Origin of the sequence: Pseudomonas sp. NY15437, from assembly GCF_048068435.1 — a bacterium.
In the GTDB taxonomy this organism is placed as follows: domain Bacteria; phylum Pseudomonadota; class Gammaproteobacteria; order Pseudomonadales; family Pseudomonadaceae; genus Pseudomonas; species Pseudomonas nitroreducens_B.
Window position 1 is genome coordinate 1 of sequence record NZ_JBLUQC010000011.1, and the last position, 23,843, is coordinate 23,843.

Genomic DNA, 23,843 nt, shown 5'->3' on the forward strand with positions numbered 1-23,843 from the left:
ATCGGCGACAGCGTCAGTGTGTTCCGCTTCGTTCGCTCCTACGACACCACGGTGATCATTCCGCAGCTTCAGCCAACCGAATAGCTCTCGTCCCACCGCGGCAGTTGGTGGCCGCGCGTGGCACCGCCCTGGCGGCCGGCCAGAGCGCCTTCACCAGAGACGGCAAGATGAAGGACAGGCGCCAAGCCTGCCGCAGTACTTAGAGGTGTAGGGGAGGGACGGCAGCTACCGACCCATAGCGGACTCTCAAACGCATGGGGGCTGAGTCATGAGCAGGGCTGCGGGGACTAACTCTAAGCCCCGATAAGCTCATCACCTCTATGCAGCTCCACAACATCTAGGATCACCCAAGGCTCAAGTCCGACTTCTCGCGCTGCCTGCATTGCATCTTGAACTGCTAGCTCCCTCTTCGCAGCAGTCGCTCTGTATTCGAAGGGTTCGCGCAGCCCGCGAGAACACTTCACAGATAGGGAAACGAGAAAGGTCCGCTTTTCCTTTTTGGACGATTTCTTGGAGCGACTGCTTTCAAAAGGAATTTCGAAGTGTTTTCTGGTGCTGTGCCACATCAATGAGCCTTCCCCTACTTGGTCCCTGCGAATATCAGCCGGCGGCCTTGTCTGCACACCTGAGCGGCAGAAAGACGTGGCACGATTTCTTAGGCGTCCTATATTAGATGCTGGCTCGACGGAACGGGTCAGATTAACAGTCGTCATCGCACTGCTCCAACAAGCCCCGCCCCGTCAGGCGGGGCTTTTCATGCCAACTTACCTCACCAGTGTTCGGCTCTGCTTTGCTGCAACTCGATCACCGGTCTACGTTTTCAGGCCTCAAGGGGCGAGAGCGAACCGTGGAAAAATACGACCCTGAGCTGATTGCGGCAGCTGCTGCGGCTTTCGTTTCCCTTGTTCCGTCGCTTGCAGAGGAGATAGCGCGCAGCATCCCTGATAATGCGACGGAGCCAGATCGAGCCGCGCATTTCCAGCAGAAAGGGTGGGCAGAACTCTGCCTGGCCGCCAAGCGATTGAATCTCGAGCCGCTGAAATTTGCACAACAGGTTCTTGAAGTACACCAGCAGCAGAACGGTGCTTTGTGCTAGGACCGTTTGTCCCGCTCAGTGAACCGATGGTGGCAAAATAGTGTTGATCCGCAACCCGGCAGCACCTCCGTTTACTATCTTCAAAACGTAACCCAAGGATTGGATTACGCGTTAAATCCCTGTTGCTGATGTCTTGAGGCCCCCCTTGCTCATGCAAGTGGGGTCTCTCGTTTCCAGAGGTGATCAGTGATGTACAAGGATCGCATTCGAGCTGCACGCGCGTACGCCCATCTTTCACAAATGGAGCTAGCTCGGATGGTTGGTATGAACCAGACATCCATTTCTGAGTTGGAGCGGGGCTACAGCGCTTCATCTAGACACACCGCTGCAATAGCTAGAGCTTGTGGAGTGAGCGAGATTTGGTTGGAGCGCGGCGAGGGGCAGATGGTCTTGCGCGAAAATCCTCGCGCTATAGTCGAGTCCGGCAAACACACCTATTAGGAAGGCTGACGCCGCTTATCCGGGCGCGAATCACCACTCTGGATGTTGTCGGATTTAGGTCTAGCTTTAGGTGGCACTAGCACATTTTACGCCGCTCAGGACCCCATGCCTGGCGGCGTTTTTTGGCAGGGGATGCCATGGAAATACGAATAGAAGCCGTGGCTGGAGACCCGCCCAGGTGGAAGGTCTTCCTGGGGACAGTTTTTTGGTCCTGCGAAACCTTAGCCGAGGCAGTGGAATGGGCAACGAAAGCTGCTTCACATATCCACGGCGCATCGTTCACGGGCTATAAACTGCCTGCCCCGCCATCAGCTGTTGTGAAAAGCGGTGAAAGGCGGGGCGAAATTTCGAGCTGCAACTATAGAAACGGATCCCCGGTACTGCGGGATGTTCGTAGTCGATCAAGGCTTCCTTGAAGTCCCGCCTCCCTCTCGCGAGATTATTTTTTTAAGCTCTCTCTGATTGTCGCTACTAGGTCGTTCGCGGATCGATCTCCGAACCAGCGGAGTGAGCATCGTTGGAAATCCCCAGGTGTGCTCCGATTCTGGCGACTTCGGCGGTGAGTTGCGCGAGAGCCTCAACCAAGCCAGCATCGCGCGCCAATTTTTCCTCCAGGGCCTGAACCACGAATGTATTCATGGCTATGTGCTCGGCCTTGCATATTTCGATGATTTGGTCACGCACGCCATCGGGTAACCTAACGTTTATTTTGTCAGCGGTTCGGGATTTCCCGTCCTGCACCTTCGGGCCTCTGATGTTGGCCAGGTGCATTAGAAATTCCCCTGGAGTTTGCCGGGACGCTTTAGCCATGATGAGGCCTCTATTCTTCGGTCCGACTGGGATAGGCGCACTGGGAACAGTGCATCTCAAAGTTAAGCTGAGGGAGGCGTCCCGCTCCACCTCGGCCAGAGAATTTTGTTGGTTCAGACAGAGGCTGCTTCTGGCAAATAGCTGCCGCCTTCAAGGTCGCCGGCGGTACCGCGCCTAACGCTGCATGTCCTACGCGCTGACCAGCATGCTGAGTCGATAGTGAAGGCGTTCCTTCCCTCGCCGGAGGGCAAGCGGTTCCCGCGCGCTGATCCGCCAGCCCTCGCTCAGTAGTTCTTCTACAAGGGCGCGCAGCCCCGTCAGTTTGCGTTGTTCCTTCATCGCGAGCCCTCCAGTTGTGGCAAAGTCGCACCCAACCCAGCCCGCCGATGCGCGGGCTTTTTCATGCCCGGAGAAACCCATGGACCTTCGTACCGTGCGCCGCTCGATCATCGAGCCGGCGCTGTTGCTGCTGCCTGCAAGGATGGAAAGCCCGCAGGCTGTCGTCATGCTGCTGGCCATCGGGCTGCAGGAGTCGCGCTTCGAGTACCGCCGCCAGATGGGCAACGGCCCGGCGAAGTCGTTCTGGCAGGCGGAGCAGGGCGGCGGCATGGTGACAGGCCTGCTCCGCTACCGCGTGGAGGGCATCCGCGACTTGGCCACCGGTCTGTGTGCAGTGCGCGGAGTGGCGCCGGCAGCGCCGGACGTGTGGAACGCCATCGAGCGCGACGACATCCTGGCCGCCGGCCTGGCCCGCCTGCTGCTGTACACCGACCCGGCACGCCTGCCCGCACTGGGCGATGAGGCCGGAGCCTGGGATCTGTACCTCCGCACCTGGAGGCCAGGTGCTTACGCCCGAGGCGATGCAACGCAACGCGCAGCCCTGCGGAAGAAGTGGGCGGCGAACTATGCCGCGGCTTTGGAGGCTGCCCAGTGACTGGCGGGTGGAAGGCTGCCGCTCTGGTGCTCGCCGCCGCGCTACTGATCGGAGTCGGTGCTGCCGGCGGGGCATGGCTCAGTTCTGAGCAATACGCCCCGCAGCTCCAGGAGAAGGGCGACAAGCTGACAGCGTGCACCGCGGCGCGCGACAACATGCTGGCGCTGGTGACGGAGCAGGGCGCCAAGCTTGGTGAGTTGGCCAACCAGGCAGAGCAACGGCAGGCGAAGGCTGCCCAGGCTATCGCCGGCGCCCAGCAGCAGGCCGGCCAGCACTACGCCGCCGCCCAGCGTCTGCAGCAGGAGCGCGCCGACGGTGACCCGGCGGCGGTGGTCGAGGCGCTGATCGACAAGGAGTTGGGTCTATGAAGTGGGTTCTGGTGTTTGTGGTTGCGCTGGCGGGATGCGCAGCCCAGGTCGAGCCTGAACCGCGTATGGTGCGCGTGGAAGTGCCGGTGGCGGTTCCGTGTCGAACGCCGGCAGTAGAGGTGCCGACCTGGGCGACGGCTTCGCTGCAGAAAGGCGACAGCCTCCAGACCAAGGTACGCGCGCTGCTGGCGGAACTGGAGCAACGGAAGGGCTACGAACTTCAGTTGCTCGCCGCTGGTGGCGCATGTCGATAGAGCCTGGTAGCCATGATGTGGATCTAGACGTCAGGGGGGGAGATTCCTGATTATTCAGTTAGGTATCTCGGGCCCGCCGGAACTTCCTTACCTGGGCAGTCTGAGGTGTCAATGTGCTATTGATTCAGCCAGGGAGGCTGTATGAAAGGTGGTGTGTTTATTACTGTGCCGTTGATGCTTGTTGCTGGATGGGGGCAGGCTGAAACGGTCTATAAGTGCGTCGATGCACATGGGAAAGTCACGTTCACCCAGCAGGCGTGTCCGAACAGTGGAAATAGCGCGGGCGTTGAGCTGAATGTGCAGAACAGCCGACCGAGCGGTGAGGGTGAAAGTGCAGTGATGGCGCAGCCACCTCAACCTATTTACGTTCCGGAGCAAACTCAGCCGTCACAATCTTTACCAGCTACGTCGGCAAGCGCTGGACAGGCGACGGTGGTCGGCGGCTCGGCCGAGCGGCAAAGTTGCTCAACAGGTCTTTCTGAGCGGGACCTTCGAACGGCCATGGTTCGGAAGGAGATCGTTCCAGGTATGAGCCGCAAAGAGGTGGAAAGAATGTTCGGCACGCCGAGCCGTCAACCTGGTGCTCATGGTGCGGGTGCCAACACCTACTGGAACGACAAATACTTGAACTTCTTCAGCGTTAATTACGACGTCAATGGTTGCGTTATGAGCACCTATCAGTCCGGCAGCAGCAACTAACCGAACTGCAATTTTGCTTAAACGAGAAGCCCCGCTGGGGAGGCGGGGCTTCAAGACATCTTCTCACTATAGAGACATTCATGGCTTAGCCGATCCTTCGGCTACAACTTCATCGTAGCACTGGTCTGACGCATTGCCATTGTTTCGGCTGCCGGTACGAATCGCAGGGTAGGGAGCCGGAAGCTGGTAGCTAGGCCCTTTGTTTGCAGCAACGAAAGAGGCTGCCTTAGCAGCCCAGGACTCGGCCTCTTCTCGTGACGAGCACGACCAGAAAAACTCCCCCAGGAAGACCTTCCATGCGGGCGGAACTCCGGCCACGCATTCAATTCGAATGTCCATGGCGATCCGTCTCGGAGATTGTGCCTCTCCATTGTAGCTTTTCTGACTGTGATGACCTATAGGAGGGCCAGCAATACTGGAGGCAGTTGGGCAGAACTGTCAGTACATGGGATGCATGAGGAGGCTATAGCCTGGGTTTTTTGTTGCCGATAGGGCTTGTCAGTCATAGCCGTTTTGGTAAATTTCCATCTACCGTGTGGCTTGGAAGAGCAGCAGCCACATGACAAAAGGCCGTATCGATGAGGTGCGGCCTTTTTCATTTTCCGATACAGTCCCTCGGCCATAGGAATCCCCGCGAAGGCTTCTCGATGGCAAGGCCGCATCCTGGGGTGCGGCCTTTTTACATCTGCCGTTTGTCAAAATTACGCAGGAATTGCCCGCCCCGCTAGCTAGAACGGCTACCTTTGAAGCTGTCTTCTGACCAAGACACTCCTTGCGCCGCTCGGCTCTCCATGGCCGAGGCGGCTTTCTTTTGCCCATTGGCTATGGCCGCAGCGCATGGGCTAAGAGATGAAGCTGGAGGCGGCCGTGCAGGCCTGCCGGTAGCCATTACGCCAAAATTACGCCATCGGAAATGAAAAAGCCCGCAAGATCAATATCTTGCGGGCTTTAATTGGTGCCCCGGGAGAGACTCGAACTCTCACTCTGTCGCCAGAAACGGATTTTGAATCCGCCGCGTCTACCATTCCGCCACCGAGGCAATGGCGCGGCAGTATAGGGAGGCGCTCTGCGCCGGTCAATCGGCTCGCATGGTCAGAAATGGGCAATTCCAGTAAGATGTGCGCCCCTTCGAGATAGCTCTCCCCATGCGCGTCGCTGACTTTCATTTCGACCTGCCCGAGGCGCTGATCGCCCGCCACCCGCTCCCTGAGCGTCGTTCCAGCCGCCTTCTGGTGCTGGACGGCCCGAGCGGCGAGCTCAGCCATCGGCAATTCGCTGACATCCTCGGCTTCCTCAAGCCGGGTGACCTGATGGTGTTCAACAACACTCGGGTGATTCCTGCCCGCCTGTTCGGCCAGAAGGCCTCCGGCGGCAAGCTGGAAATCCTCGTGGAGCGCGTGCTGGACAGCCACCGCGTGCTGGCCCACGTGCGCTCCAGCAAGTCGCCCAAGCCGGGATCGAAGATCCTCATCGATGGCGGCGGCGAGGCCGAGATGCTGCAGCGCCACGACGCGCTGTTCGAACTGGGCTTCAGCGAAGACGTGCTGCCGCTGCTGGAGCGCGTTGGCCACATGCCGCTGCCGCCCTATATCGACCGCCCGGACGACGCCGCCGACCGCGAGCGCTACCAGACCGTCTACGCCGAGCGTGCCGGTGCCGTCGCTGCACCGACCGCCGGCCTGCATTTCGACGAGGCGCTGCTGGAGTCGATCCGTGCCAAGGGCGTGGAGACCGCCTTCGTCACCCTGCACGTCGGTGCCGGCACCTTCCAGCCGGTGCGCGTGGAGCGCATCGAAGACCACCACATGCACAACGAATGGCTGGAAGTCAGCCAGGATGTGGTCGACGCCGTGGCCGCCTGCAAGGCGCGCGGCGGCCGGGTGGTGGCCGTCGGCACCACCAGCGTGCGCTCGCTGGAAAGCGCCGCACGCGATGGGGTGCTCAAGCCGTTCAGCGGCGACACCGACATCTTCATCTACCCCGGGCGGCCGTTCCATGTGGTCGACGCCCTGGTGACCAATTTCCACCTGCCGGAATCCACCCTGCTGATGCTGGTCTCCGCCTTCGCCGGCTACCCCGAGACCATGGCCGCCTACGCGTCGGCAGTGGAGCAGGGCTACCGCTTCTTCAGCTACGGCGATGCCATGTTCATCACCCGCAACCCGGCACCGCGCGGCCCCGAGGACTGATCCATGAGCTTCATGACATTCGAACTGCTGGCCACCGAGGGCAAGGCCCGCCGCGGCCGCCTGACCTTCCCCCGCGGCGTGGTGGAAACCCCGGCGTTCATGCCGGTGGGCACCTACGGCACCGTGAAGGGCATGCTCCCGCACGACATCGAGGGCATCGGCGCGCAGATCATCCTCGGCAACACCTTCCACCTGTGGCTGCGTCCGGGCACCGAGGTGATCCAGAAGCACGGCGACCTGCATGACTTCATGCAGTGGAAGGGGCCGATTCTCACCGACTCGGGCGGCTTCCAGGTGTTCAGCCTGGGCGCGCTGCGCAAGATCAAGGAAGAGGGCGTGTACTTCGCCTCGCCCGTGGACGGCGCCAAGGTCTTCATGGGGCCGGAAGAGTCCATGGCCGTGCAGCGCGCGCTGGGCTCGGACATCGTGATGATCTTCGACGAATGCACTCCGTACCCGGCCGAGTTCGACGTGGCCAAGCGCTCCATGGAGCTCTCGCTGCGCTGGGCCAAACGCTCGAAAGTCGCCCACGGCGACAGCCCCTCGGCGCTCTTCGGCATCGTCCAGGGCGGCATGCACGAGGAACTGCGCATGCGCTCGCTCGACGGCCTGCAGGAGATCGGCTTCGACGGCCTGGCCATCGGCGGGCTGTCGGTGGGCGAGCCCAAGGAGGAAATGATCCGCGTGCTGGACTTCCTGCCCCAGCACATGCCGGCGGACAAACCTCGTTACCTGATGGGTGTGGGCAAACCCGAAGACCTCGTGGAAGGTGTGCGCCGGGGCGTCGACATGTTCGACTGCGTCATGCCCACCCGCAACGCGCGCAATGGCCACCTTTTCGTTGACACCGGGGTGATCAAGATTCGCAACGCGGTGCACAAACACGACGAGTCTCCGCTGGACCCGACCTGCGATTGCTACACCTGCAAGCACTTCTCCCGCGCCTACCTCTACCACCTGGACAAGTGCGGCGAAATGCTCGGCAGCATGCTCAATACCATCCACAACTTGCGGCATTATCAGCGGCTTATGGCTGGTTTGCGCGAGGCAATCCAACAGGGTACATTGGCGAACTTTGTCGACGCCTTCTATGCCAAGCGCGGCCTACCCGTGCCGCCGCTGGCGGACTGACCTTTCCAGCTTTTGAGACAGGAGTTTCCAATGAGTTTTCTGATCCCCGCTGCCTACGCTGACGCCGCAGCCCCCGCCGCTGCCGCCGGCCCGGCCGGCACCGGCTTCGAGTGGGTCTTCCTGGTCGGTTTCCTGGTCATCTTCTACCTGATGATCTGGCGTCCCCAGGCCAAGCGCTCCAAGGAGCACAAGAACCTGCTGTCCGGCCTGCAGAAGGGCGATGAAGTCGTCACCTCCGCCGGTATCGCCGGCAAGGTCACCAAGGTCGCCGAGGACTTCGTCGTCGTCGAGGTTTCCGACAACGTCGAGCTGAAGTTCCAGAAGGCCGCGATCGCCGCGACCCTGCCGAAAGGCACCCTGAAGGCGATCTGATCCACCCCATAGAAACCCAACCGACGGGGCGCAAGATGCGCCCCGCGTCATAACGGGCGGTGTCATGCTCAACAAGTATCCCCTGTGGAAGTATCTGCTGATCCTGGCGGTCCTGGCCGTCGGTTTCATCTATTCCGCACCCAACCTCTATCCGGACGATCCGGCCGTGCAGATCAGCGGCGCGAGCACCGCGCTGCAGGTCACCCAGGCCGACGTCGACAAGGCCAGCAAGGCGCTCGCCGACGCGGGCATCGCCGTCAAGGCGGGCTCGCTGGGCAAGAACAGCGGCCTGATCCGCCTGGTCAAGCAGGAAGACCAGCTGCCGGCCAAGGACATCGTCCGCCGCGCGCTGGGTGACGACTACGTCGTCGCGCTGAACCTCGCCCAGACCACCCCGAACTGGCTGCGCAACATCGCCGCCCACCCGATGAAGCTGGGCCTGGACCTGTCCGGTGGTGTGCACTTCCTGCTGGAAGTGGACATGGACAAGGCCGTGGACGCGCGCCTGAAGGTCTACGAGAACGAGGTCAAGAGTGCCCTGCGCAAAGAGCGCGTGCGCTACCGCAGCCTGCCCGTGCAGGATGGTGGCATCCAGCTGGGCTTCAGCGAAGACGCCGACCTGGACAAGGCCAAGGCGATCGTCGCCAAGGACTTCCGCGATTTCGAAGCCACCCAGAGCGAGCGCAATGGCCTGCAGGTCCTGCGCCTGACCATGACCGCCACCAAGCTGGCTGAAATCCGCGAATACTCCATCAAGCAGAACCTCACCACCGTCCGCAACCGCGTGAACGAGCTGGGCGTGTCCGAACCGCTGGTACAGCGCCAGGGCGCCAACCGCATCGTCGTCGAGCTGCCGGGCGTGCAGGACACCGCCGAAGCCAAGCGCATCCTCGGCAAGACCGCCAACCTGGAGTTCCGCCTGGCCGCCGAGCCGGATGCGATCAAATCCTCCACCGAGACCTTCGAGTTCCGCGAGCCGCGTCGACCGCCGGCGACCCTGGAGCGTGGCGTAATCATCACCGGTGACCAGGTCACCGACGCCAGCGCCAGCTTCGACGAGAACGGCCGCCCGCAGGTGAACATCCGCCTGGATGGCCACGGCGGCGAGCTGATGAACCGCGCGACCCGCAACAACGTCGGCCGCAGCATGGCGGTGGTGTTCATCGAGCAGAAGCCGGTTACCCGCTACACCAAGCAGGTCGTCGATGGCGTCGAGCAGGACGTCGCGGTTCCGGCGTTCAAGGAAGAGAAGCAGATCATCAGCCTGGCGACCATCCAGTCGCCGCTGGGCAACCAGTTCCGCATCACCGGCCTGGACGCTCCGGGCGAGTCCTCGGAACTGGCCTTGCTGCTGCGTGCCGGTGGCCTGGCCGCGCCGATGTACTTCGCCGAAGAACGCACCATCGGCCCGAGCCTGGGTGCGGACAACATCGCCAAGGGCATCGACGCCTCCCTGTGGGGCATGGTCTTCGTGTCCCTGTTCATCATCGTCATCTACCGCTTCTTCGGTGTGATCGCCACGGTGGCCCTGGGCTTCAACATGGTCATGCTGGTGGCGCTGATGTCGATTCTCGGCGCGACCCTGACCCTGCCGGGTATCGCGGGTATCGTGCTGACCATGGGCATGGCGGTGGACGCCAACGTGCTGATCTTCTCGCGGATACGCGAGGAACTGGCGGCAGGCATGTCGACACAGCGGGCAATCCACGAGGGCTTCAACCGTGCCTTCACCGCGATCATCGACGCCAACCTGACCTCGCTGCTGGTCGGCGGCATCCTCTACGCCATGGGCACCGGCCCGGTGAAGGGCTTCGCCGTGACCATGTCCCTGGGTATCCTCACCTCGATGTTCACTGCCATTCTGGTCACCCGCGCAATGGTGAACCTGATCTACGGCGGCCGCGACGTGAAGAAGCTGTGGATCTAAGGGGCCAGAGATGAATATCAAGATCGGTACTATCAACTTCATGGGCGTGCGCAACATTGCGTTCGCCGCCACCCTGATCCTCACCCTGATCGCCCTTGGCAGCTGGGTCTTCAAAGGCATCAACTTCGGCCTGGACTTCACCGGCGGTACGTCGATCAAGCTGACCTACGAGCAGCCGGCCGACCTGTCCAAGGTGCGCGAAGAACTCGTCGCCGCCGGCTACAGCGAAGCCGTGGTTCAGAGCTTCGGTGATACCCGCGACGTGCTGGTGCGCATGCCCAGCGAAGACCCGGAGCTGGGCAAGAAGGTCGCTGCCGCGCTGCAGAAGGCCGACGCGTCCAACCCGGCCAAGGTCAACGGCGTCGAGTACGTCGGCCCGCAGGTGGGTGAAGAGCTGCGTGACCAGGGCGGCCTCGGCATGCTCCTGGCGCTGGGCGGCATCCTGCTGTACGTGGGCTTCCGCTTCCAGTGGAAGTTCGCCCTGGGCGCGATCCTCTCGCTGATCCACGACGCCATCATCGTGATGGGCGTGCTGTCGTTCTTCCAGATCACCTTCGACCTGACCGTGCTCGCGGCGGTGCTGGCGGTGGTGGGCTACTCGCTCAACGACACCATCGTGATCTTCGACCGGGTGCGGGAGAACTTCCGCGTGTTGCGCAAGGCCAACCTGATCGAGAACATCAACATCTCGACCAGCCAGACCCTGCTGCGGACCATTGCCACCTCGGTGTCGACCCTGCTGGCGATTGCTGCCCTGCTGTTCTTCGGCGGCGACAACCTGTTCGGCTTCTCCATCGCCCTGTTCGTCGGTGTGATGGCGGGTACCTATTCGTCGATCTACATCGCCAACGTGGTGCTGATCTGGCTGAACCTGTCCAGCGAGGACCTGATCCCTCCGCCGAGCAAGGAAGTCGACGAGCGCCCGTGATAGAGCGCTTGCTGGCTGCAGAGAAAACTCCCGCTTCGGCGGGAGTTTTCATTTGTAGGGGTTATGTCACGAAACGGCCGGAACTTTCTGACAAAAAAGCTGCTCCAAGGCAAGGTAAAGGGCTAGGCCCGAACGAGAAGAAAGACCAGGAGAACCCTATGAACAAGTCGTTGCTAATCGGTACCGTGCTGGGCGCTGTAGGCGTGACTGCCGGTGGCGCCGTGGCTACCTACAGTCTGGTGGACCGCGCGCCGCAATACGCCGAGGTGCTCGCCGTTCAACCGGTCAAGGAAACCATCAAGAATCCGCGCCAGGTCTGCAAGGACGTGGCAGTGACGCACCAGCGCCCGGTCAAGGACACCCACCAGATCGCCGGCACGGCGATTGGCGCCATCGCCGGTGGCCTGCTGGGCAGCCAGATCGGCGGCGGCAACGGCAAGAAGATCGCCACCGTGGCGGGCGCCATTGGCGGCGGCTACGCGGGCAACAAGGTGCAGGAAGGCATGCAGGAGCGTGACACCTACACCACCACCGAAACCCGCTGCAGCACCGTCAACGACACCAGCGAGAAGGTTGTCGGCTATGACGTGAAGTACCTGCTCGATGGCAAGGCCGGCCAAGTTCGCATGGACCGTGACCCGGGCTCGCAGATTCCGGTCGACAAGAGCGGCCGATTGATCCTGGGTCAGCAATAAGCAGTCGCCAGGTGTGGAACGAAAAGGGCGCCCGATGGGCGCCTTTTTCTTTGGCTCTTTGTAGGAGCGAGCTTGCTCGCGAACCGCCTAGGCGCCTGGTTTCAGGATAAAGAGCTTCGCGAGCAAGCTCGCTCCTACAGGTGGCGTGTTCTTGCAGGCACAAAAAAGCCCGGCATTGCCGGGCTTTTTCATCCGCTCGGGCTCAGCGCTTGAGCGACGCCGGCAGGTGCGGCTGGATGCTGGTCAGCAGTGCCTTGAAGCACTTGGTGTTACCGGCAACGATCTGGCCTTTTTCGAGGAATTCGTGACCGCCGGTGAAGTCGCTCACCAGGCCGCCTGCTTCCTGGATCAGCAGGGCGCCGGCAGCCATGTCCCACTCGGACAGGCCGAACTCCCAGAAGGCGTCGTAACGGCCGGCGGCGACGTAGGCCAGGTCCAGGCTGGCGGCGCCGGCGCGGCGGATGCCGGCGGTCTGGCCGACCAGGCTGCGGAACATGCCCAGGTAGGCGTCCAGGTTGTCCATCTGGCTGTCGCGGAACGGGAAGCCGGTGCCCAGCAGGGCGCCTTCCAGGCTCTTGCGGTTGCTCACGCGCAGGCGGCGGCCGTTCAGGGCGGCGCCACGGCCACGGCTGGCGGTGAATTCTTCCTGGCGGACCGGGTCGAGGACTACGGCATGCTCCAGGCGGCCGCGGTATTTGCAGGCGATGCTGACGGCGTAGTGCGGAACGCCGTGGATGAAGTTGGTGGTGCCGTCCAGTGGATCGATGATCCACAGGTAGTCGGCGCCTTCGCCGCTGCCCTCGAGCATGCCGCCTTCTTCGCCCATGATCCCGTGGTTCGGGTAGGCCTTGCGCAGGGCGGTGACGATGGACAGTTCGGCCGCGCGATCGACTTCGGTGACGTAGTCCTTGGCTTCTTTCTCGTTGACCGACAGGGTGTCCAGGCGTTCGATGGAGCGGAAGATCAGTTCACCGGCGCTGCGAGCGGCGCGCAGGGCGATATTCAGCATAGGCTGCATGGAGAGGTCACCTGGGTCGTTAAAGAAAGCCGGACATTCTAGCAGAAAGCGCCGGCGTTCATAGAGCGACCTGTCGCCTGCGTGGCGCAAGACCCACTGCTGCGGTAGGATTCCCTCCCTTTTTCGCTTTTGTGTGGAGTCGCGCGTTGCTCGACAAAATTCGCGTGGTGCTGGTCAACACCAGCCATCCCGGCAATATCGGCGGTACGGCCCGTGCGATGAAGAACATGGGCCTGTCGCGCCTGGTGCTGGTCGATCCGATGGATTTCCCCAGTGGCGAGGCTCGCGCCCGCGCCTCCGGCGCCGATAACATCCTCGATGCGGCCGTGGTCGTGCCCACCCTGGAAGATGCCCTGGCCGGTTGCAGCCTGGTGCTCGGCACCAGCGCGCGCGATCGCCGCATCCCCTGGCCGCTGCTCGACCCCCGCGAGTGCGCCACCACCAGCCTGGAGCATGTCCAGCAGGGTGGGGAGGTTGCGCTGGTGTTTGGCCGCGAATACGCCGGCCTGACCAATGAAGAGCTGCAGCGATGTCAGTTCCACGTGCACATCCCGGCCAATCCCGAGTTCAGCTCGCTGAACCTGGCGACCGCGGTGCAGGTGCTGGTCTACGAGGTGCGCATGGCCTGGCTGGCCGTTCAGGGGCAGCCGACCAAGCAGGAGAAGGTCGAGTCCACCGCGATGCTCAACAGTATCCCGGTAACGTCGGACGAGCTGGAGCGCTTCTATGCGCACCTGGAGTCGACCCTGGTGGATATCCAGTTCCTCGACCCGCAGAAGCCGCGTCACCTGATGTCGCGCCTGCGCCGTCTGTACGGTCGCGCCGGTGTCAGCAAGCTGGAGATGAATATCCTGCGGGGTATTCTCACCGAGACCCAGAAAGCTGCCCGCGGGGAGCTTTCCAAGCGGAGTGATGAAGATGTTTGAGCGTGTACGCGAAGATATCCAGAGCGTATTCCATCGAGATCCGGCGGCGCGCAACGCCTTCGAGGTGCTCACCTGCTACCCGGGCCTGCATGCCGTCTGGCTGCACCGCCTGGCCCATGGTCTGTGGCGGTCCGGCTGGAAGTGGCTGGCGCGCATGGTGTCGAACTTCGGTCGCTGGATGACCGGCATCGAGATTCATCCGGGCGCCAAGATCGGTCGCCGCTTCTTCATCGACCACGGCCTGGGCATCGTCATCGGCGAAACCGCCGAGATCGGCGACGACGTGACCCTTTACCAGGGCGTGACCCTGGGCGGCACCAGCTGGAACAAGGGCAAGCGCCACCCGACCCTGGCTGACGGCGTGGTGGTGGGGGCGGGCGCCAAGGTGCTCGGCCCGTTCACCGTCGGTGCTGGCGCCAAGGTCGGGTCCAATGCCGTGGTCACCAAGGAGGTGCCGCCGGGGGCCACCGTGGTGGGGATTCCGGGCCGCATCATCGTCAAGGATGACGCGGATCAGGCCGCCAAGCGCCAGGCCATGGCAGAAAAGCTCGGGTTCGATGCCTATGGTGTCAGCCAGGACATGCCCGACCCGGTGGCCCGCGCCATCGGCCAATTGCTCGACCACCTGCAGGCCGTCGATGGGCGCCTGGAAGGCATGTGCAAGGCGCTGACAGCCTTGGGTAGCGATTACTGTGCGAAAGATCTTCCGGCTTTGCGGGAAGAGGACTTCGCCGGTGTGAAGGGCGAAGAGACCAGTCAGTCGGCGCAGTGATGCGCCGACACCGGTGGCCTGCTACAATATGCCGCCGTTCGCTGGCTAATTCCGACTAAAGTAATAGGTCTTATAGTTGACTTAAATAGTCGGAAAATAGCATACTCCCGCCATACCAGCGATTCTTCCGGATTTTCCCATGCGATTGACCACCAAAGGCCGCTATGCCGTCACCGCCATGCTCGACCTGGCGTTGCACGCCCAGCGTGGCCCGGTTTCTCTCGCAGATATCTCCGAGCGCCAGGGTATTTCTCTGTCCTACCTGGAACAGCTGTTCGCCAAGTTGCGCCGTGGCAACCTGGTGGTCAGCGTGCGCGGTCCGGGCGGCGGTTACCAGCTGTCCCGCGACATGACCGGCATCCATGTCGCCCAGGTGATCGATGCCGTCAACGAGTCGGTCGACGCCACCCGCTGTCAGGGTCAGGGCGACTGCCACTCCGGTGATACCTGCCTGACCCACCATCTGTGGTGCGACCTCAGCCAGCAGATTCATGAGTTCCTCAGCGGCATCAGCCTGGCCGACCTGGTCGAGCGCCGCGAAGTTCAAGAGGTCGCCCAGCGCCAGGACGAGCGTCGCTGCTCGGGCAGCAAGCCGCCGCGCCTCGACAAGATTGAAGCGTCCGCCATCGATTGAGCGAACGCCCGCCTGTAGGAGTTACCTGATGAAATTGCCGATTTACCTCGACTACTCCGCCACCACCCCGGTGGATCCGCGTGTCGCTCAGAAAATGGCCGACTGCCTGCTGGTTGACGGCAATTTCGGCAACCCGGCCTCGCGCTCCCACGTCTTCGGCTGGAAGGCCGAGGAAGCGGCTGAGAACGCCCGTCGCCAGGTCGCCGAACTGGTCAATGCCGACCCCCGCGAGATCGTCTGGACGTCCGGTGCCACCGAGTCCGACAACCTCGCCATCAAGGGTGTCGCGCACTTCTACGCGACCAAGGGCAAGCACATCGTCACCTCGAAGATCGAGCACAAGGCGGTCCTGGATACCTGCCGCCAGCTGGAGCGCGAAGGTTTCGAAGTAACCTACCTGGAACCGACCCCCGAGGGCATCATCACCCCGGCGATGGTCGAGGCCGTGCTGCGTGACGACACCATCCTGGTCTCGGTCATGCACGTGAACAACGAAGTCGGCAGCATCAACGATATCGCCGCCATCGGCGAGCTGACCCGCTCCCGTGGCATCCTGCTGCACGTCGACGCCGCCCAGTCCGCTGGCAAGGTGGACATCGACCTGGAGAAACTCAAGGTCGACCTGATGTCCTTCTCCGCGCACAAGGTCTACGGCCCCAAAGGCATGGGGGCGCTGTACGTACGCCGCAAGCCGCGCGTGCGCCTGGAAGCCCAGATGCACGGTGGCGGCCACGAGCGCGGCATGCGTTCGGGCACCCTGGCGACCCACCAGATCGTCGGCATGGGCGAAGCCTTCCGCATCGCCAAGGAAGAAATGCACCAGGAAATGGCCCGCATCGAAGGCCTGCGCAAGCGCTTCTTCGATCAGGTGCAGGACCTGGAAGAGCTGTACCTCAACGGCAGCCCGACTTCCTACGCGCCGAACATCCTCAACGTCAGCTTCAACTACGTCGAGGGCGAGTCGCTGATGATGTCGCTCAAGGACCTGGCCGTTTCGTCCGGTTCCGCCTGCACCTCGGCCTCGCTGGAGCCGTCCTACGTGCTCCGCGCCCTGGGTCGCAACGACGAACTGGCGCACAGCTCCATCCGTTTCAGCTTCGGCCGCTTCACCACGGAAGAAGAGGTCGATTACGCCGCCAAGAAGGTGGTGGAAGCCGTTTCCAAGCTGCGTGAACTCTCGCCGCTGTGGGATATGTTCAAAGAGGGTGTCGACCTGTCCAAGGTCGAATGGCAGGCCCACTGACCCGCCCCATAGAAGTGAGGATTAGCCATGGCTTACAGTGACAAGGTCATCGACCACTACGAAAACCCGCGCAACGTCGGCAAGCTCAACGCCGAAGATCCGGACGTCGGCACCGGCATGGTCGGCGCGCCGGCCTGCGGCGACGTGATGCGCCTGCAGATCAAGGTCAACGAGCAGGGCGTCATCGAAGACGCCAAGTTCAAGACCTACGGCTGCGGTTCGGCCATCGCCTCCAGCTCCCTCGCCACCGAGTGGATGAAGGGCAAGACCCTGGACGAAGCCGAATCCATCAAGAACACCACCATCGCCGAAGAACTGGCCCTGCCGCCGGTGAAGATCCACTGCTCGGTGCTCGCCGAGGACGCCATCAAGGCGGCCGTGCGCGACTACAAGCAGAAGAAAGGTCTGCTCTGAAGCGATTCGCAAGTTAAGGAGTTCCCATGGCCATCAGCATGACCGAAGCCGCCGCCAATCACGTTCGCCGCTCCCTTGAAGGGCGCGGCAAGGGCGAGGGCATTCGTCTTGGCGTGCGTACCACCGGGTGTTCCGGGCTGGCCTACGTGCTGGAGTTCGTCGACGAACTGGCAGCCGAGGACCAGGTCTTCGAGAGCCACGGCGTGAAGGTCATCATCGACCCGAAAAGCCTGGTCTACCTCGACGGCACCGAGTTGGACTTCACCAAGGAAGGCCTCAACGAGGGCTTCAAGTTCAACAACCCGAACGTACGCGGTGAGTGTGGCTGCGGCGAAAGCTTCAACGTCTGAGGCCGGGTGTGGGTAGTCCCTGTCACTTCGCGCTGTTCGACCTGCAGCCGGGCTTCCGGATCGACCTGGAAGCCCTGGGCAATCGCTACCGTGAGCTGGTGCGCAGCGTCCATCCGGACCGTTTCGCCGATGCTTCCGAGCGCGAGCAGCGACTGGCGCAGTCCAAGGCCGCCGAGCTCAATGATGCCTACCAGACGCTGAAGAGTGCTCCGCGTCGTGCCCTGTACCTGTTGGCCCTGCGCGGCGATGCGTTGCCGCTGGAAGCCACGGTGCAGGACCCGGAGTTCCTTCTGCAGCAGATGCAGCTGCGCGAGGATCTGGAAGACCTTCAGGACAGCGCCGATCTCGATGGCGTGGCGCAGTTCAAGCGTCAGCTGAAGTCCGCCCAGCAACAGCTGGAAGCGGACTTCGCCGATTGCTGGGATGACGCCGCCCGCCGCGACCTGGCCGAACGCCTGGTGCGGCGCATGCAGTTCCTCGACAAGCTGGCGCAGGAAGTGCGTCAACTCGAAGAGCGACTCGACGATTAATCCGCGCGGCTCGCGCCGCGCCCGATAGCCTGATTAGAAACCGCATGGCCCTACTGCAGATCGCCGAGCCCGGACAAAGCCCCCAGCCACACCAGCGTCGACTGGCCGTGGGGATTGACCTGGGCACCACGAATTCCCTGGTCGCTGCCGTGCGCAGCGGCGTTGCAGCCCCGTTGCCGGATGATCGCGGCGCCGTGATCCTGCCCTCGGCGGTGCGCTATCTCGCCGACCGCATCGAAGTGGGCGAAAGCGTGCGCGCCAATGCGTCGCAAGACCCGCTGAACTCCATCATCTCGGTCAAGCGCTTCATGGGGCGCGGCCTGGAAGATGTGAAGCAGCTGGGCGGGCAATTGCCGTACCGCTTCACCCAGGGCGAATCGCACATGCCCTTCATCGAGACTGTCCAGGGCGCCAAGAGCCCGGTGGAAGTCTCGGCTGAAATCCTTCGTGTCCTCCGTCAGCGCGCCGAATCCACCCTGGGTGGCGAGCTGGTGGGCGCGGTCATTACCGTTCCTGCCTATTTCGACGACGCCCAGCGCCAGGCCACCAAGGACGCCGCGCGTCTGGCCGGCCTGCACGTGCTGCGCCTGCTCAACGAGCCGACCGCCGCGGCCGTCGCCTATGGCCTGGACAAGAACGCCGAAGGCCTGGTCGCCATCTATGACCTGGGCGGCGGTACCTTCGATATTTCGATCCTGCGCCTGACCCGTGGCGTCTTCGAAGTCCTCGCCACCGGTGGCGATACTGCCCTGGGCGGCGATGATTTCGACCATGCCATCGCTGGCTGGATCATCGAGCAGGCGGGCATTTCGCCCGACCTCGATCCCGGCGCCCAGCGTCGCCTGCTCCAGACCGCCTGCGCGGCCAAGGAAGCCCTGACCGACAGCGCCAGCGCAACCGTTGCCTACGAAGGCTGGTCCGGCGAGCTGACCCGCGCGCAGCTGGAGTCGCTGATCGACCCGCTGATCCAGCGCAGCCTCAAGGCCTGCCGCCGCGCCGTGCGTGACTCGGGTGTCGAGCTGGAAGAAGTCAGCGCCGTGGTCATGGTCGGTGGTTCCACCCGCGTGCCGCGCGTGCGCGAGTTGGTGGGCGAGCTGTTCGGCCGCGAGCCGCTGACCGATATCGACCCGGACCAGGTCGTCGCCATTGGCGCCGCCCTCCAGGCCGATGCCCTGGCTGGCAACAAACGCGGCGAAGAACTGCTGCTGCTGGACGTGATTCCCCTGTCGCTCGGCCTGGAAACCATGGGCGGGCTGATGGAGAAGGTGATTCCGCGCAACACCACCATCCCCGTGGCGCGCGCCCAGGAGTTCACCACCTACAAGGATGGCCAGACGGCCATGATGATCCACGTGCTGCAAGGCGAGCGTGAGCTGGTCAAGGACTGCCGGTCCTTGGCGCGCTTCGAGCTGCGCGGCATTCCGCCGATGGTGGCTGGTGCGGCGAAGATCCGCGTCAGCTTCCAGGTCGATGCCGACGGCCTGCTGGGCGTGTCCGCCCGCGAGTTGTCCTCCGGCGTCGAGGCGAGTATCCAGGTCAAGCCGTCCTACGGCCTGACCGATGGCGAAATCGCCCGCATGCTGCAGGATTCCTTCCAGTATGCCGGCGACGACATGGCCGCCCGCGCCCTGCGCGAGCAGCAGGTCGAGGGCCAGCGCCTGCTGGAGGCCGTGCAGTCCGCGCTGGACGCCGACGGCGAGCGCCTGCTCGACGCCGACGAGCGCCTGGTCATCGATGCCGGGATGGACTCGCTGCGCGAGCTGGCCACCGGCAGCGACGCCGCTGCCATCGAACACCAGATCAAGCGTCTGTCCCAGCTGACCGACGCCTTTGCCGCGCGCCGTATGGACGCTACCGTCAAAGCCGCATTGGCCGGTCGCCGGCTCAACGAAATCGAGGAATAAGCGAAGATGCCGCAGATTGTCTTTCTGCCCCACGCCGAACACTGCCCCGAAGGTGCGGTGATCGAAGCCCAGCCGGGCGAAACCATCATGAAGGCAGCGCTGCGCAATGGCATCGAGATCGAGCACGCCTGCGAGATGTCCTGTGCCTGCACCACCTGCCACGTGATCGTGCGCGAGGGCTTCAATTCGATGGAGGCCTCCGACGAGCTGGAAGATGACATGCTCGACAAGGCCTGGGGTCTGGAGCCGGATTCGCGCCTGTCCTGCCAGGCCGTGGTCGGCGAGACCGATCTGGTGGTGGAAATCCCCAAATACACCATCAACCAGGTGTCCGAAGGTCACTAAAGGCGGAGCGTCCACATGAGTCTGAAATGGGTTGATGTGCTCGAAATCGCCATCCAGCTGGCCGAGTCCAAGCCGGACGTCGATCCGCGCTACGTGAATTTCGTCGATCTGCACCGCTGGGTGCTGGCATTGCCGGAGTTCAGCGACGATCCTTCCCGCGGTGGGGAAAAGGTCCTGGAAGCCATCCAGGCCGCCTGGATCGAAGAAGCCGAATGAGGGTGCGGCTCGCCAGAGCCGCGTACCCATTTGTCATGAACCCGCGTATAATTCGCGGGTTTTATCTTTAGGTGAGCTGTCGAAAATTTCCCAGAGGGAATTTTCCAGTCGCCGGCCCTGTCGCAGTCGGGCCGGTTTCGCGGCTGCCGCCCCACGGGCGTGGCGCGCGACGAACCCTAGAATCGCAGGAGCTCCTGGCCACGCCAGGGGCTTCTTGGCATTACCAACCTTGCTTTTCGGAGTTATTTCCATGGCCCTGCAACGTACCTTCTCCATCATCAAGCCCGACGCCGTTTCCAAGAACGTCATCGGCGAAATCCTGACCCGCTTCGAGAAAGCCGGCCTGCGCGTTGTCGCTTCCAAGATGGTTCAGCTGTCCGAGCGCGAAGCTGGCGGCTTCTACGCCGAGCACAAAGAGCGTCCCTTCTTCAAGGACCTGGTTGCCTTCATGACCTCCGGCCCGGTCGTCGTTCAGGTTCTGGAAGGCGAAGACGCCATCCTGCGCAACCGTGAGCTGATGGGCGCCACCGATCCGAAGAAAGCCGACGCCGGCACCATCCGCGCCGACTTCGCCGTTTCCATCGACGAGAACGCCGTACACGGTTCCGACTCGGAAGCTTCCGCTGCTCGCGAAATCGCTTACTTCTTCTCCAGCACCGAGGTGTGCGAGCGCATTCGCTGATCCAGGCGAATGAGCGAGGGTGAATCCATGACTGATACCGCTGTAAAGGCCAACCTGCTGGGCATGACCAAGCCCCAGCTCGAGGAATTCTTCGAGTCCATCGGTGAAAAGCGCTTCCGCGCCGGCCAGGTGATGCAATGGATTCACCACTTTGGCGCCCTGGAATTCAGCGCCATGACGAACGTCGGCAAGGCCTTGCGCGAAAAGCTCGAGGCCGTTGCCGAAATTCGTCCTCCGGAGATCGTCAGCCAGGACATTTCCGCTGACGGTACCCGCAAGTGGGTGGTGCGCGTGGCCTCGGGCAGTTGCGTCGAGACCGTGTACATCCCGCAAGGCGGCCGCGGCACCCTGTGCGTGTCGTCCCAGGCCGGTTGCGCGCTGGACTGCAGCTTCTGCTCCACCGGCAAGCAAGGCTTCAACAGCGACCTGACTTCCGCCGAGATCATCGGCCAGGTCTGGATCGCCAACCAATCGTTCGGGACCATCCCGGGCAAGATCGACCGTGCCATCACCAACGTGGTGATGATGGGCATGGGCGAGCCGCTGCTGAACTTCGACAACGTCGTGAGCGCCATGAGCATCATGATGGAAGACCTCGGCTACGGTATTTCCAAGCGCAAGGTGACCCTGTCCACCTCCGGCGTGGTGCCGATGATCGACAAGCTCGCCGAGGTGACCGACGTGTCCCTGGCCTTGTCGCTGCACGCCCCCAACGACGAACTGCGCAACAAGCTGGTACCGATCAACAAGAAGTACCCGCTCGAAATGCTCCTCGACTCCTGTTACCGCTACATCACGCGCCTGGGCAAGGAGCGCGTGCTGACCGTGGAGTACACCCTGCTGGCCGGCGTCAACGACCAGCCCGAGCATGCTGAGCAGCTGATCGCACTGCTCAAGGATTTCCCTTGCAAGATCAACCTGATTCCGTTTAATCCGTTCCCGCATTCGGGCTACGAGCGGCCGAGCAACAACGCCATCCGCCGTTTCCAGGACATGCTGCACAAGAGCGGCTTCAACGTGACCGTTCGCACCACCCGCGGCGACGACATCGACGCCGCCTGTGGCCAGTTGGTGGGCCAGGTGATGGACCGCACCCGCCGCAGCGAACGCTATATCGCCGTACGACAGCTGGCCGCGGATGCCGAACAGGCTCCGACCAACGCCAATCGAAACTGAACGAGGGAGGATTCCGATGACCCTGCGCGCCGCGCTGTGCTTACTGTTGGCAACCGTGCTGACGGGTTGCGTGACGACTGGTAAACAGGATCCTCTGAAAACCGAGAAGGGCCGCGACGAGGCCCGGGACGCGTACATCCAGCTCGGTATCGGCTACCTGCAGATGGGCAATACCGAACAGGCCAAGGTGCCGCTGCGCCAGGCGCTGGACATCGATTCCTCCAGCGCCGACGCCCACGCCGCGCTGGCCGTGGTCTACCAGGTGGAGAAAGAGCCCAAGCTGGCCGAGAGCGAGTTCCGCAAGGCGCTGTCCTCGCGCTCGGGCGATGCGCGCATCCTCAACAACTACGCAGGTTTCCTGTTCGAGCAGAAACGCTACCAGGAAGCCTACGACACCTACATGAAGGCCACCGAGGACGGGCTCTATTCCGAGCGCTCGCGCATCTTCGAGAACCTCGGCCTGGTCAGCCTGAAACTCAACAATCGCGCACAAGCCAAGGAATTCTTCGAAAAGGCCATCCGCCTGAATCGCAATTCCACGGGCGCTCTGCTCGAATTGGCCGACCTGAACTACCAGGACCGCGAGTACGTACCCGCTCGCGCGTTCTACGAGGAATACCTCAAGCGGGGCCCGCAGACCGCGCGCAGCCTGCTGCTGGGGATTCGACTGGCAAAGATCTACGACGACCGGGATACCGCTGCCAGCTACGGGCTGCAACTCAAGCGCCTGTATCCCGCTTCTCCTGAATACCAGGCATACCAGGCGGATAAATGATGAATACGTCGCAGGCCGATGTCATCGGCACGACCCGCGCCAACCCTGGCGAAGCACTGCGCCAGGCGCGCGAGAACAAGGGCTGGAGCACCGCGCAGGTCGCGGGCCAGCTGAACCTGACCGAGAGCGCCCTGCGCCAGCTCGAACAGGGCTCTTTCGACCAGTTGCCGGGTCACACCTTCGCGCGCGGCTACGTGCGCGCCTACGCCAAGCTGCTGGGCATGGACCAGGCCCAGATGGTCCAGGCCTTCGACCAGTACACCGGCACCGATGCCACCGGCAGCAGCGTGCACAGCCTCGGCCGCGTCGTGGAGCCGGTGCGCCTGTCGCGCAACCTGCTGCGCCTGTTCAGCCTGGCCCTGCTGGCCGTGCTGATCGCCTTCGGCTACTTCTGGTGGCAGGAACGCTCCGCGCGCCCGGCCGAAACCGGCGCCCTGAACATGGAGCACGTGGAGGTCGAGAGCGCCGACGGCACCACCGAGATCCATACCCTCGACGAGCCGGAAGACCAGGCTGTCGCCGAGGATCAGGCCAATACGCCAGCGGTTCCGAGCGAGCCGGCCGGCGATAACGGCAGCAACGAGGCGCCGGCCGAGGCCGCGCCGTCGACTCCCGCTGCCCCGGGCGCTCCGGCTGTCGCCGATAGCGCTCCGGCCCAGGCCCCGGCCGTGCCGGCGCAGCAACCGGCGGTGCAGCCTACCGCTCCGACCGCACCGGCGGCCCCGGCCGCCCCGACCGAGGCGCCTGCCGCGCCCGTGGTCGCCGCTGCCGGCCAAGGCGTGGTGAAGGTTCAATTCAACGCCGACTGCTGGACCCAGGTGACCGATGCCGATGGCAAGGTCGTCCTCGAGGGCCTCAAGCGCAAGGGCGATTCGCTGGAAGTCGCCGCCAAGGCGCCGGTTCAGCTGCGTCTGGGCTTTGCCCAGGGCGCCCAGGTCAGTTACAACGGCCAGCCGGTCGAAGTCACGCCGGCGCGCGGCGGCACCGCTCGCCTGAAGTTGGGTGGACAGTAAG

29 protein-coding genes and 1 tRNA gene are annotated in these 23,843 nt (G+C 63.0%); 26 read left to right on the plus strand and 4 right to left on the minus strand.

Annotation, left to right across the window (positions count from 1 at the left end; all coding sequences use genetic code 11):
* The first annotated feature begins 847 nt into the window (after positions 1–847).
* Both ACNFIA_RS22270 and ACNFIA_RS22275 read left to right on the plus strand, forming a co-directional pair.
* Entirely contained in the window at positions 848–1,096 is a 249-nt protein-coding gene (locus ACNFIA_RS22270) for a hypothetical protein (RefSeq protein WP_416788724.1), read from the plus strand.
* A 189-nt stretch (positions 1,097–1,285) separates the two neighbouring features.
* Complete coding sequence (locus ACNFIA_RS22275) at positions 1,286–1,537, plus strand: helix-turn-helix transcriptional regulator (protein WP_416788727.1); 252 nt, start codon at positions 1,286–1,288, stop codon at positions 1,535–1,537.
* Between the two features lie 471 nt (positions 1,538–2,008).
* Here ACNFIA_RS22275 and ACNFIA_RS22280 read toward each other — a convergent pair whose 3' ends face one another.
* Together ACNFIA_RS22280 and ACNFIA_RS22285 are read right to left on the minus strand one after the other, a co-directional pair.
* On the minus strand, positions 2,009–2,308 hold the full coding sequence (locus tag ACNFIA_RS22280) for an Arc family DNA-binding protein (RefSeq protein WP_416788730.1): 300 nt from the start codon (positions 2,306–2,308) through the stop codon (positions 2,009–2,011).
* A gap of 228 nt (positions 2,309–2,536) precedes the next feature.
* On the minus strand, positions 2,537–2,686 hold the full coding sequence (locus ACNFIA_RS22285; protein WP_416788732.1) for a hypothetical protein: 150 nt from the start codon (positions 2,684–2,686) through the stop codon (positions 2,537–2,539).
* Between the two features lie 79 nt (positions 2,687–2,765).
* Between ACNFIA_RS22285 and ACNFIA_RS22290 the strand changes: the two genes are divergently transcribed.
* The 4 genes from ACNFIA_RS22290 (at position 2,766) to ACNFIA_RS22305 (ending at position 4,602) form a co-directional block, all read left to right on the plus strand.
* Complete coding sequence (locus ACNFIA_RS22290; RefSeq protein WP_416788734.1) at positions 2,766–3,281, plus strand: hypothetical protein; 516 nt, start codon at positions 2,766–2,768, stop codon at positions 3,279–3,281.
* The gene (locus tag ACNFIA_RS22295; RefSeq protein ID WP_416788736.1) at positions 3,278–3,649 is read left to right on the plus strand and encodes a hypothetical protein; all 372 of its coding nucleotides are present in this window, start codon (positions 3,278–3,280) and stop codon (positions 3,647–3,649) included. Before ACNFIA_RS22290 ends, ACNFIA_RS22295 begins: the two co-directional genes overlap by 4 nt.
* Entirely contained in the window at positions 3,646–3,903 is a 258-nt protein-coding gene (locus tag ACNFIA_RS22300; RefSeq protein WP_416788738.1) for a hypothetical protein, read from the plus strand. The genes ACNFIA_RS22295 and ACNFIA_RS22300 overlap by 4 nt, the downstream gene beginning before the upstream one ends.
* Before the next feature lie 141 nt (positions 3,904–4,044).
* The gene (locus tag ACNFIA_RS22305; protein WP_416788740.1) at positions 4,045–4,602 is read left to right on the plus strand and encodes a DUF4124 domain-containing protein; all 558 of its coding nucleotides are present in this window, start codon (positions 4,045–4,047) and stop codon (positions 4,600–4,602) included.
* 953 nt (positions 4,603–5,555) lie between these two features.
* Here the strand turns inward: ACNFIA_RS22305 and ACNFIA_RS22310 are convergent.
* A tRNA-Leu gene (locus tag ACNFIA_RS22310) sits at positions 5,556–5,641 on the minus strand.
* Between the two features lie 106 nt (positions 5,642–5,747).
* Between ACNFIA_RS22310 and queA the strand changes: the two genes are divergently transcribed.
* The 6 genes from queA (at position 5,748) to ACNFIA_RS22340 (ending at position 11,844) form a co-directional block, all read left to right on the plus strand.
* Complete coding sequence (queA, locus tag ACNFIA_RS22315) at positions 5,748–6,791, plus strand: tRNA preQ1(34) S-adenosylmethionine ribosyltransferase-isomerase QueA (protein WP_416788742.1); 1,044 nt, start codon at positions 5,748–5,750, stop codon at positions 6,789–6,791.
* A 12-nt stretch (positions 6,792–6,803) separates the two neighbouring features.
* Complete coding sequence (tgt, locus tag ACNFIA_RS22320) at positions 6,804–7,922, plus strand: tRNA guanosine(34) transglycosylase Tgt (protein WP_259759715.1); 1,119 nt, start codon at positions 6,804–6,806, stop codon at positions 7,920–7,922.
* Positions 7,923–7,952: 30 nt separating this feature from the next.
* Positions 7,953–8,294, plus strand: coding sequence for a preprotein translocase subunit YajC (gene yajC / locus ACNFIA_RS22325; RefSeq protein ID WP_259756948.1), 342 nt, complete (start codon positions 7,953–7,955; stop codon positions 8,292–8,294).
* A gap of 64 nt (positions 8,295–8,358) precedes the next feature.
* Positions 8,359–10,221 (plus strand): protein translocase subunit SecD, encoded by a 1,863-nt coding sequence (secD, locus tag ACNFIA_RS22330; RefSeq protein ID WP_259756946.1) that lies wholly within the window; start codon positions 8,359–8,361, stop codon positions 10,219–10,221.
* A gap of 10 nt (positions 10,222–10,231) precedes the next feature.
* A complete protein-coding gene (secF, locus tag ACNFIA_RS22335) occupies positions 10,232–11,149 on the plus strand; it encodes a protein translocase subunit SecF (RefSeq protein WP_259756945.1) in 918 nt (305 codons plus the stop codon).
* A gap of 158 nt (positions 11,150–11,307) precedes the next feature.
* Complete coding sequence (locus tag ACNFIA_RS22340; protein ID WP_416788745.1) at positions 11,308–11,844, plus strand: glycine zipper 2TM domain-containing protein; 537 nt, start codon at positions 11,308–11,310, stop codon at positions 11,842–11,844.
* A 202-nt stretch (positions 11,845–12,046) separates the two neighbouring features.
* On the opposite strand, the gene suhB is transcribed toward ACNFIA_RS22340, so the two are convergent.
* Positions 12,047–12,862 (minus strand): inositol-phosphate phosphatase, encoded by an 816-nt coding sequence (gene suhB, locus ACNFIA_RS22345; protein WP_024762950.1) that lies wholly within the window; start codon positions 12,860–12,862, stop codon positions 12,047–12,049.
* 146 nt (positions 12,863–13,008) lie between these two features.
* On the opposite strand from suhB, the gene trmJ reads away from it, so the two are divergent.
* The 14 genes from trmJ to ACNFIA_RS22415 all read left to right on the plus strand — a co-directional run bounded on the left by trmJ (position 13,009) and on the right by ACNFIA_RS22415 (position 23,842).
* Entirely contained in the window at positions 13,009–13,788 is a 780-nt protein-coding gene (gene trmJ / locus ACNFIA_RS22350) for a tRNA (cytosine(32)/uridine(32)-2'-O)-methyltransferase TrmJ (protein ID WP_416788747.1), read from the plus strand.
* Entirely contained in the window at positions 13,781–14,560 is a 780-nt protein-coding gene (cysE, locus tag ACNFIA_RS22355) for a serine O-acetyltransferase (RefSeq protein ID WP_259756939.1), read from the plus strand. Before trmJ ends, cysE begins: the two co-directional genes overlap by 8 nt.
* A gap of 139 nt (positions 14,561–14,699) precedes the next feature.
* Positions 14,700–15,194, plus strand: a complete 495-nt coding sequence (iscR, locus tag ACNFIA_RS22360; RefSeq protein WP_259756938.1) for a Fe-S cluster assembly transcriptional regulator IscR — start codon at positions 14,700–14,702, stop codon at positions 15,192–15,194.
* A gap of 28 nt (positions 15,195–15,222) precedes the next feature.
* Positions 15,223–16,437, plus strand: coding sequence for an IscS subfamily cysteine desulfurase (locus ACNFIA_RS22365; RefSeq protein WP_259756937.1), 1,215 nt, complete (start codon positions 15,223–15,225; stop codon positions 16,435–16,437).
* A gap of 27 nt (positions 16,438–16,464) precedes the next feature.
* Positions 16,465–16,851 carry a Fe-S cluster assembly scaffold IscU gene (gene iscU / locus ACNFIA_RS22370; protein WP_015478505.1) on the plus strand — a complete coding sequence of 129 codons (387 nt, stop codon included), beginning with the start codon at positions 16,465–16,467 and terminating at the stop codon, positions 16,849–16,851.
* A 26-nt stretch (positions 16,852–16,877) separates the two neighbouring features.
* Positions 16,878–17,201, plus strand: coding sequence for an iron-sulfur cluster assembly protein IscA (iscA, locus tag ACNFIA_RS22375; protein ID WP_207887490.1), 324 nt, complete (start codon positions 16,878–16,880; stop codon positions 17,199–17,201).
* 8 nt (positions 17,202–17,209) lie between these two features.
* Entirely contained in the window at positions 17,210–17,731 is a 522-nt protein-coding gene (gene hscB, locus ACNFIA_RS22380; protein ID WP_259756935.1) for a co-chaperone HscB, read from the plus strand.
* A 44-nt stretch (positions 17,732–17,775) separates the two neighbouring features.
* On the plus strand, positions 17,776–19,635 hold the full coding sequence (gene hscA / locus ACNFIA_RS22385) for a Fe-S protein assembly chaperone HscA (RefSeq protein WP_416788751.1): 1,860 nt from the start codon (positions 17,776–17,778) through the stop codon (positions 19,633–19,635).
* Positions 19,636–19,641: 6 nt separating this feature from the next.
* On the plus strand, positions 19,642–19,980 hold the full coding sequence (gene fdx / locus ACNFIA_RS22390; RefSeq protein WP_017522289.1) for an ISC system 2Fe-2S type ferredoxin: 339 nt from the start codon (positions 19,642–19,644) through the stop codon (positions 19,978–19,980).
* A 15-nt stretch (positions 19,981–19,995) separates the two neighbouring features.
* Positions 19,996–20,196: a Fe-S cluster assembly protein IscX gene (gene iscX / locus ACNFIA_RS22395; RefSeq protein WP_416788753.1), complete on the plus strand. Its 201-nt coding sequence runs from the start codon at positions 19,996–19,998 to the stop codon at positions 20,194–20,196.
* 250 nt (positions 20,197–20,446) lie between these two features.
* On the plus strand, positions 20,447–20,878 hold the full coding sequence (gene ndk / locus ACNFIA_RS22400) for a nucleoside-diphosphate kinase (RefSeq protein ID WP_017522287.1): 432 nt from the start codon (positions 20,447–20,449) through the stop codon (positions 20,876–20,878).
* Positions 20,879–20,905: 27 nt separating this feature from the next.
* Complete coding sequence (rlmN, locus tag ACNFIA_RS22405; protein ID WP_259756933.1) at positions 20,906–22,054, plus strand: 23S rRNA (adenine(2503)-C(2))-methyltransferase RlmN; 1,149 nt, start codon at positions 20,906–20,908, stop codon at positions 22,052–22,054.
* 16 nt (positions 22,055–22,070) lie between these two features.
* On the plus strand, positions 22,071–22,829 hold the full coding sequence (gene pilW / locus ACNFIA_RS22410; RefSeq protein WP_259756931.1) for a type IV pilus biogenesis/stability protein PilW: 759 nt from the start codon (positions 22,071–22,073) through the stop codon (positions 22,827–22,829).
* Complete coding sequence (locus ACNFIA_RS22415; protein WP_416788756.1) at positions 22,826–23,842, plus strand: helix-turn-helix domain-containing protein; 1,017 nt, start codon at positions 22,826–22,828, stop codon at positions 23,840–23,842. Before pilW ends, ACNFIA_RS22415 begins: the two co-directional genes overlap by 4 nt.
* The last annotated feature ends 1 nt before the right edge of the window (position 23,843 follow it).

Excerpts from the sequence above, each read along its gene's own strand:
- ACNFIA_RS22275 (WP_416788727.1), top strand. The coding sequence starts at position 1,286 with ATGTACAAGGATCGCATTCGAGCTGCACGCGCGTACGCCCATCTTTCA.
- ACNFIA_RS22280 (WP_416788730.1), bottom strand. The coding sequence starts at position 2,308 with ATGCACCTGGCCAACATCAGAGGCCCGAAGGTGCAGGACGGGAAATCC.
- ACNFIA_RS22285 (WP_416788732.1), bottom strand. The coding sequence starts at position 2,686 with ATGAAGGAACAACGCAAACTGACGGGGCTGCGCGCCCTTGTAGAAGAA.
- ACNFIA_RS22290 (WP_416788734.1), top strand. The coding sequence starts at position 2,766 with ATGGACCTTCGTACCGTGCGCCGCTCGATCATCGAGCCGGCGCTGTTG.
- ACNFIA_RS22300 (WP_416788738.1), top strand. The coding sequence starts at position 3,646 with ATGAAGTGGGTTCTGGTGTTTGTGGTTGCGCTGGCGGGATGCGCAGCC.
- ACNFIA_RS22305 (WP_416788740.1), top strand. The coding sequence starts at position 4,045 with ATGAAAGGTGGTGTGTTTATTACTGTGCCGTTGATGCTTGTTGCTGGA.
- queA (WP_416788742.1), top strand. The coding sequence starts at position 5,748 with ATGCGCGTCGCTGACTTTCATTTCGACCTGCCCGAGGCGCTGATCGCC.
- tgt (WP_259759715.1), top strand. The coding sequence starts at position 6,804 with ATGACATTCGAACTGCTGGCCACCGAGGGCAAGGCCCGCCGCGGCCGC.
- yajC (WP_259756948.1), top strand. The coding sequence starts at position 7,953 with ATGAGTTTTCTGATCCCCGCTGCCTACGCTGACGCCGCAGCCCCCGCC.
- secD (WP_259756946.1), top strand. The coding sequence starts at position 8,359 with ATGCTCAACAAGTATCCCCTGTGGAAGTATCTGCTGATCCTGGCGGTC.
- secF (WP_259756945.1), top strand. The coding sequence starts at position 10,232 with ATGAATATCAAGATCGGTACTATCAACTTCATGGGCGTGCGCAACATT.
- ACNFIA_RS22340 (WP_416788745.1), top strand. The coding sequence starts at position 11,308 with ATGAACAAGTCGTTGCTAATCGGTACCGTGCTGGGCGCTGTAGGCGTG.
- suhB (WP_024762950.1), bottom strand. The coding sequence starts at position 12,862 with ATGCAGCCTATGCTGAATATCGCCCTGCGCGCCGCTCGCAGCGCCGGT.
- cysE (WP_259756939.1), top strand. The coding sequence starts at position 13,781 with ATGTTTGAGCGTGTACGCGAAGATATCCAGAGCGTATTCCATCGAGAT.
- iscR (WP_259756938.1), top strand. The coding sequence starts at position 14,700 with ATGCGATTGACCACCAAAGGCCGCTATGCCGTCACCGCCATGCTCGAC.
- ACNFIA_RS22365 (WP_259756937.1), top strand. The coding sequence starts at position 15,223 with ATGAAATTGCCGATTTACCTCGACTACTCCGCCACCACCCCGGTGGAT.
- iscU (WP_015478505.1), top strand. The coding sequence starts at position 16,465 with ATGGCTTACAGTGACAAGGTCATCGACCACTACGAAAACCCGCGCAAC.
- iscA (WP_207887490.1), top strand. The coding sequence starts at position 16,878 with ATGGCCATCAGCATGACCGAAGCCGCCGCCAATCACGTTCGCCGCTCC.
- hscA (WP_416788751.1), top strand. The coding sequence starts at position 17,776 with ATGGCCCTACTGCAGATCGCCGAGCCCGGACAAAGCCCCCAGCCACAC.
- fdx (WP_017522289.1), top strand. The coding sequence starts at position 19,642 with ATGCCGCAGATTGTCTTTCTGCCCCACGCCGAACACTGCCCCGAAGGT.
- iscX (WP_416788753.1), top strand. The coding sequence starts at position 19,996 with ATGAGTCTGAAATGGGTTGATGTGCTCGAAATCGCCATCCAGCTGGCC.
- ndk (WP_017522287.1), top strand. The coding sequence starts at position 20,447 with ATGGCCCTGCAACGTACCTTCTCCATCATCAAGCCCGACGCCGTTTCC.
- rlmN (WP_259756933.1), top strand. The coding sequence starts at position 20,906 with ATGACTGATACCGCTGTAAAGGCCAACCTGCTGGGCATGACCAAGCCC.
- pilW (WP_259756931.1), top strand. The coding sequence starts at position 22,071 with ATGACCCTGCGCGCCGCGCTGTGCTTACTGTTGGCAACCGTGCTGACG.
- ACNFIA_RS22415 (WP_416788756.1), top strand. The coding sequence starts at position 22,826 with ATGATGAATACGTCGCAGGCCGATGTCATCGGCACGACCCGCGCCAAC.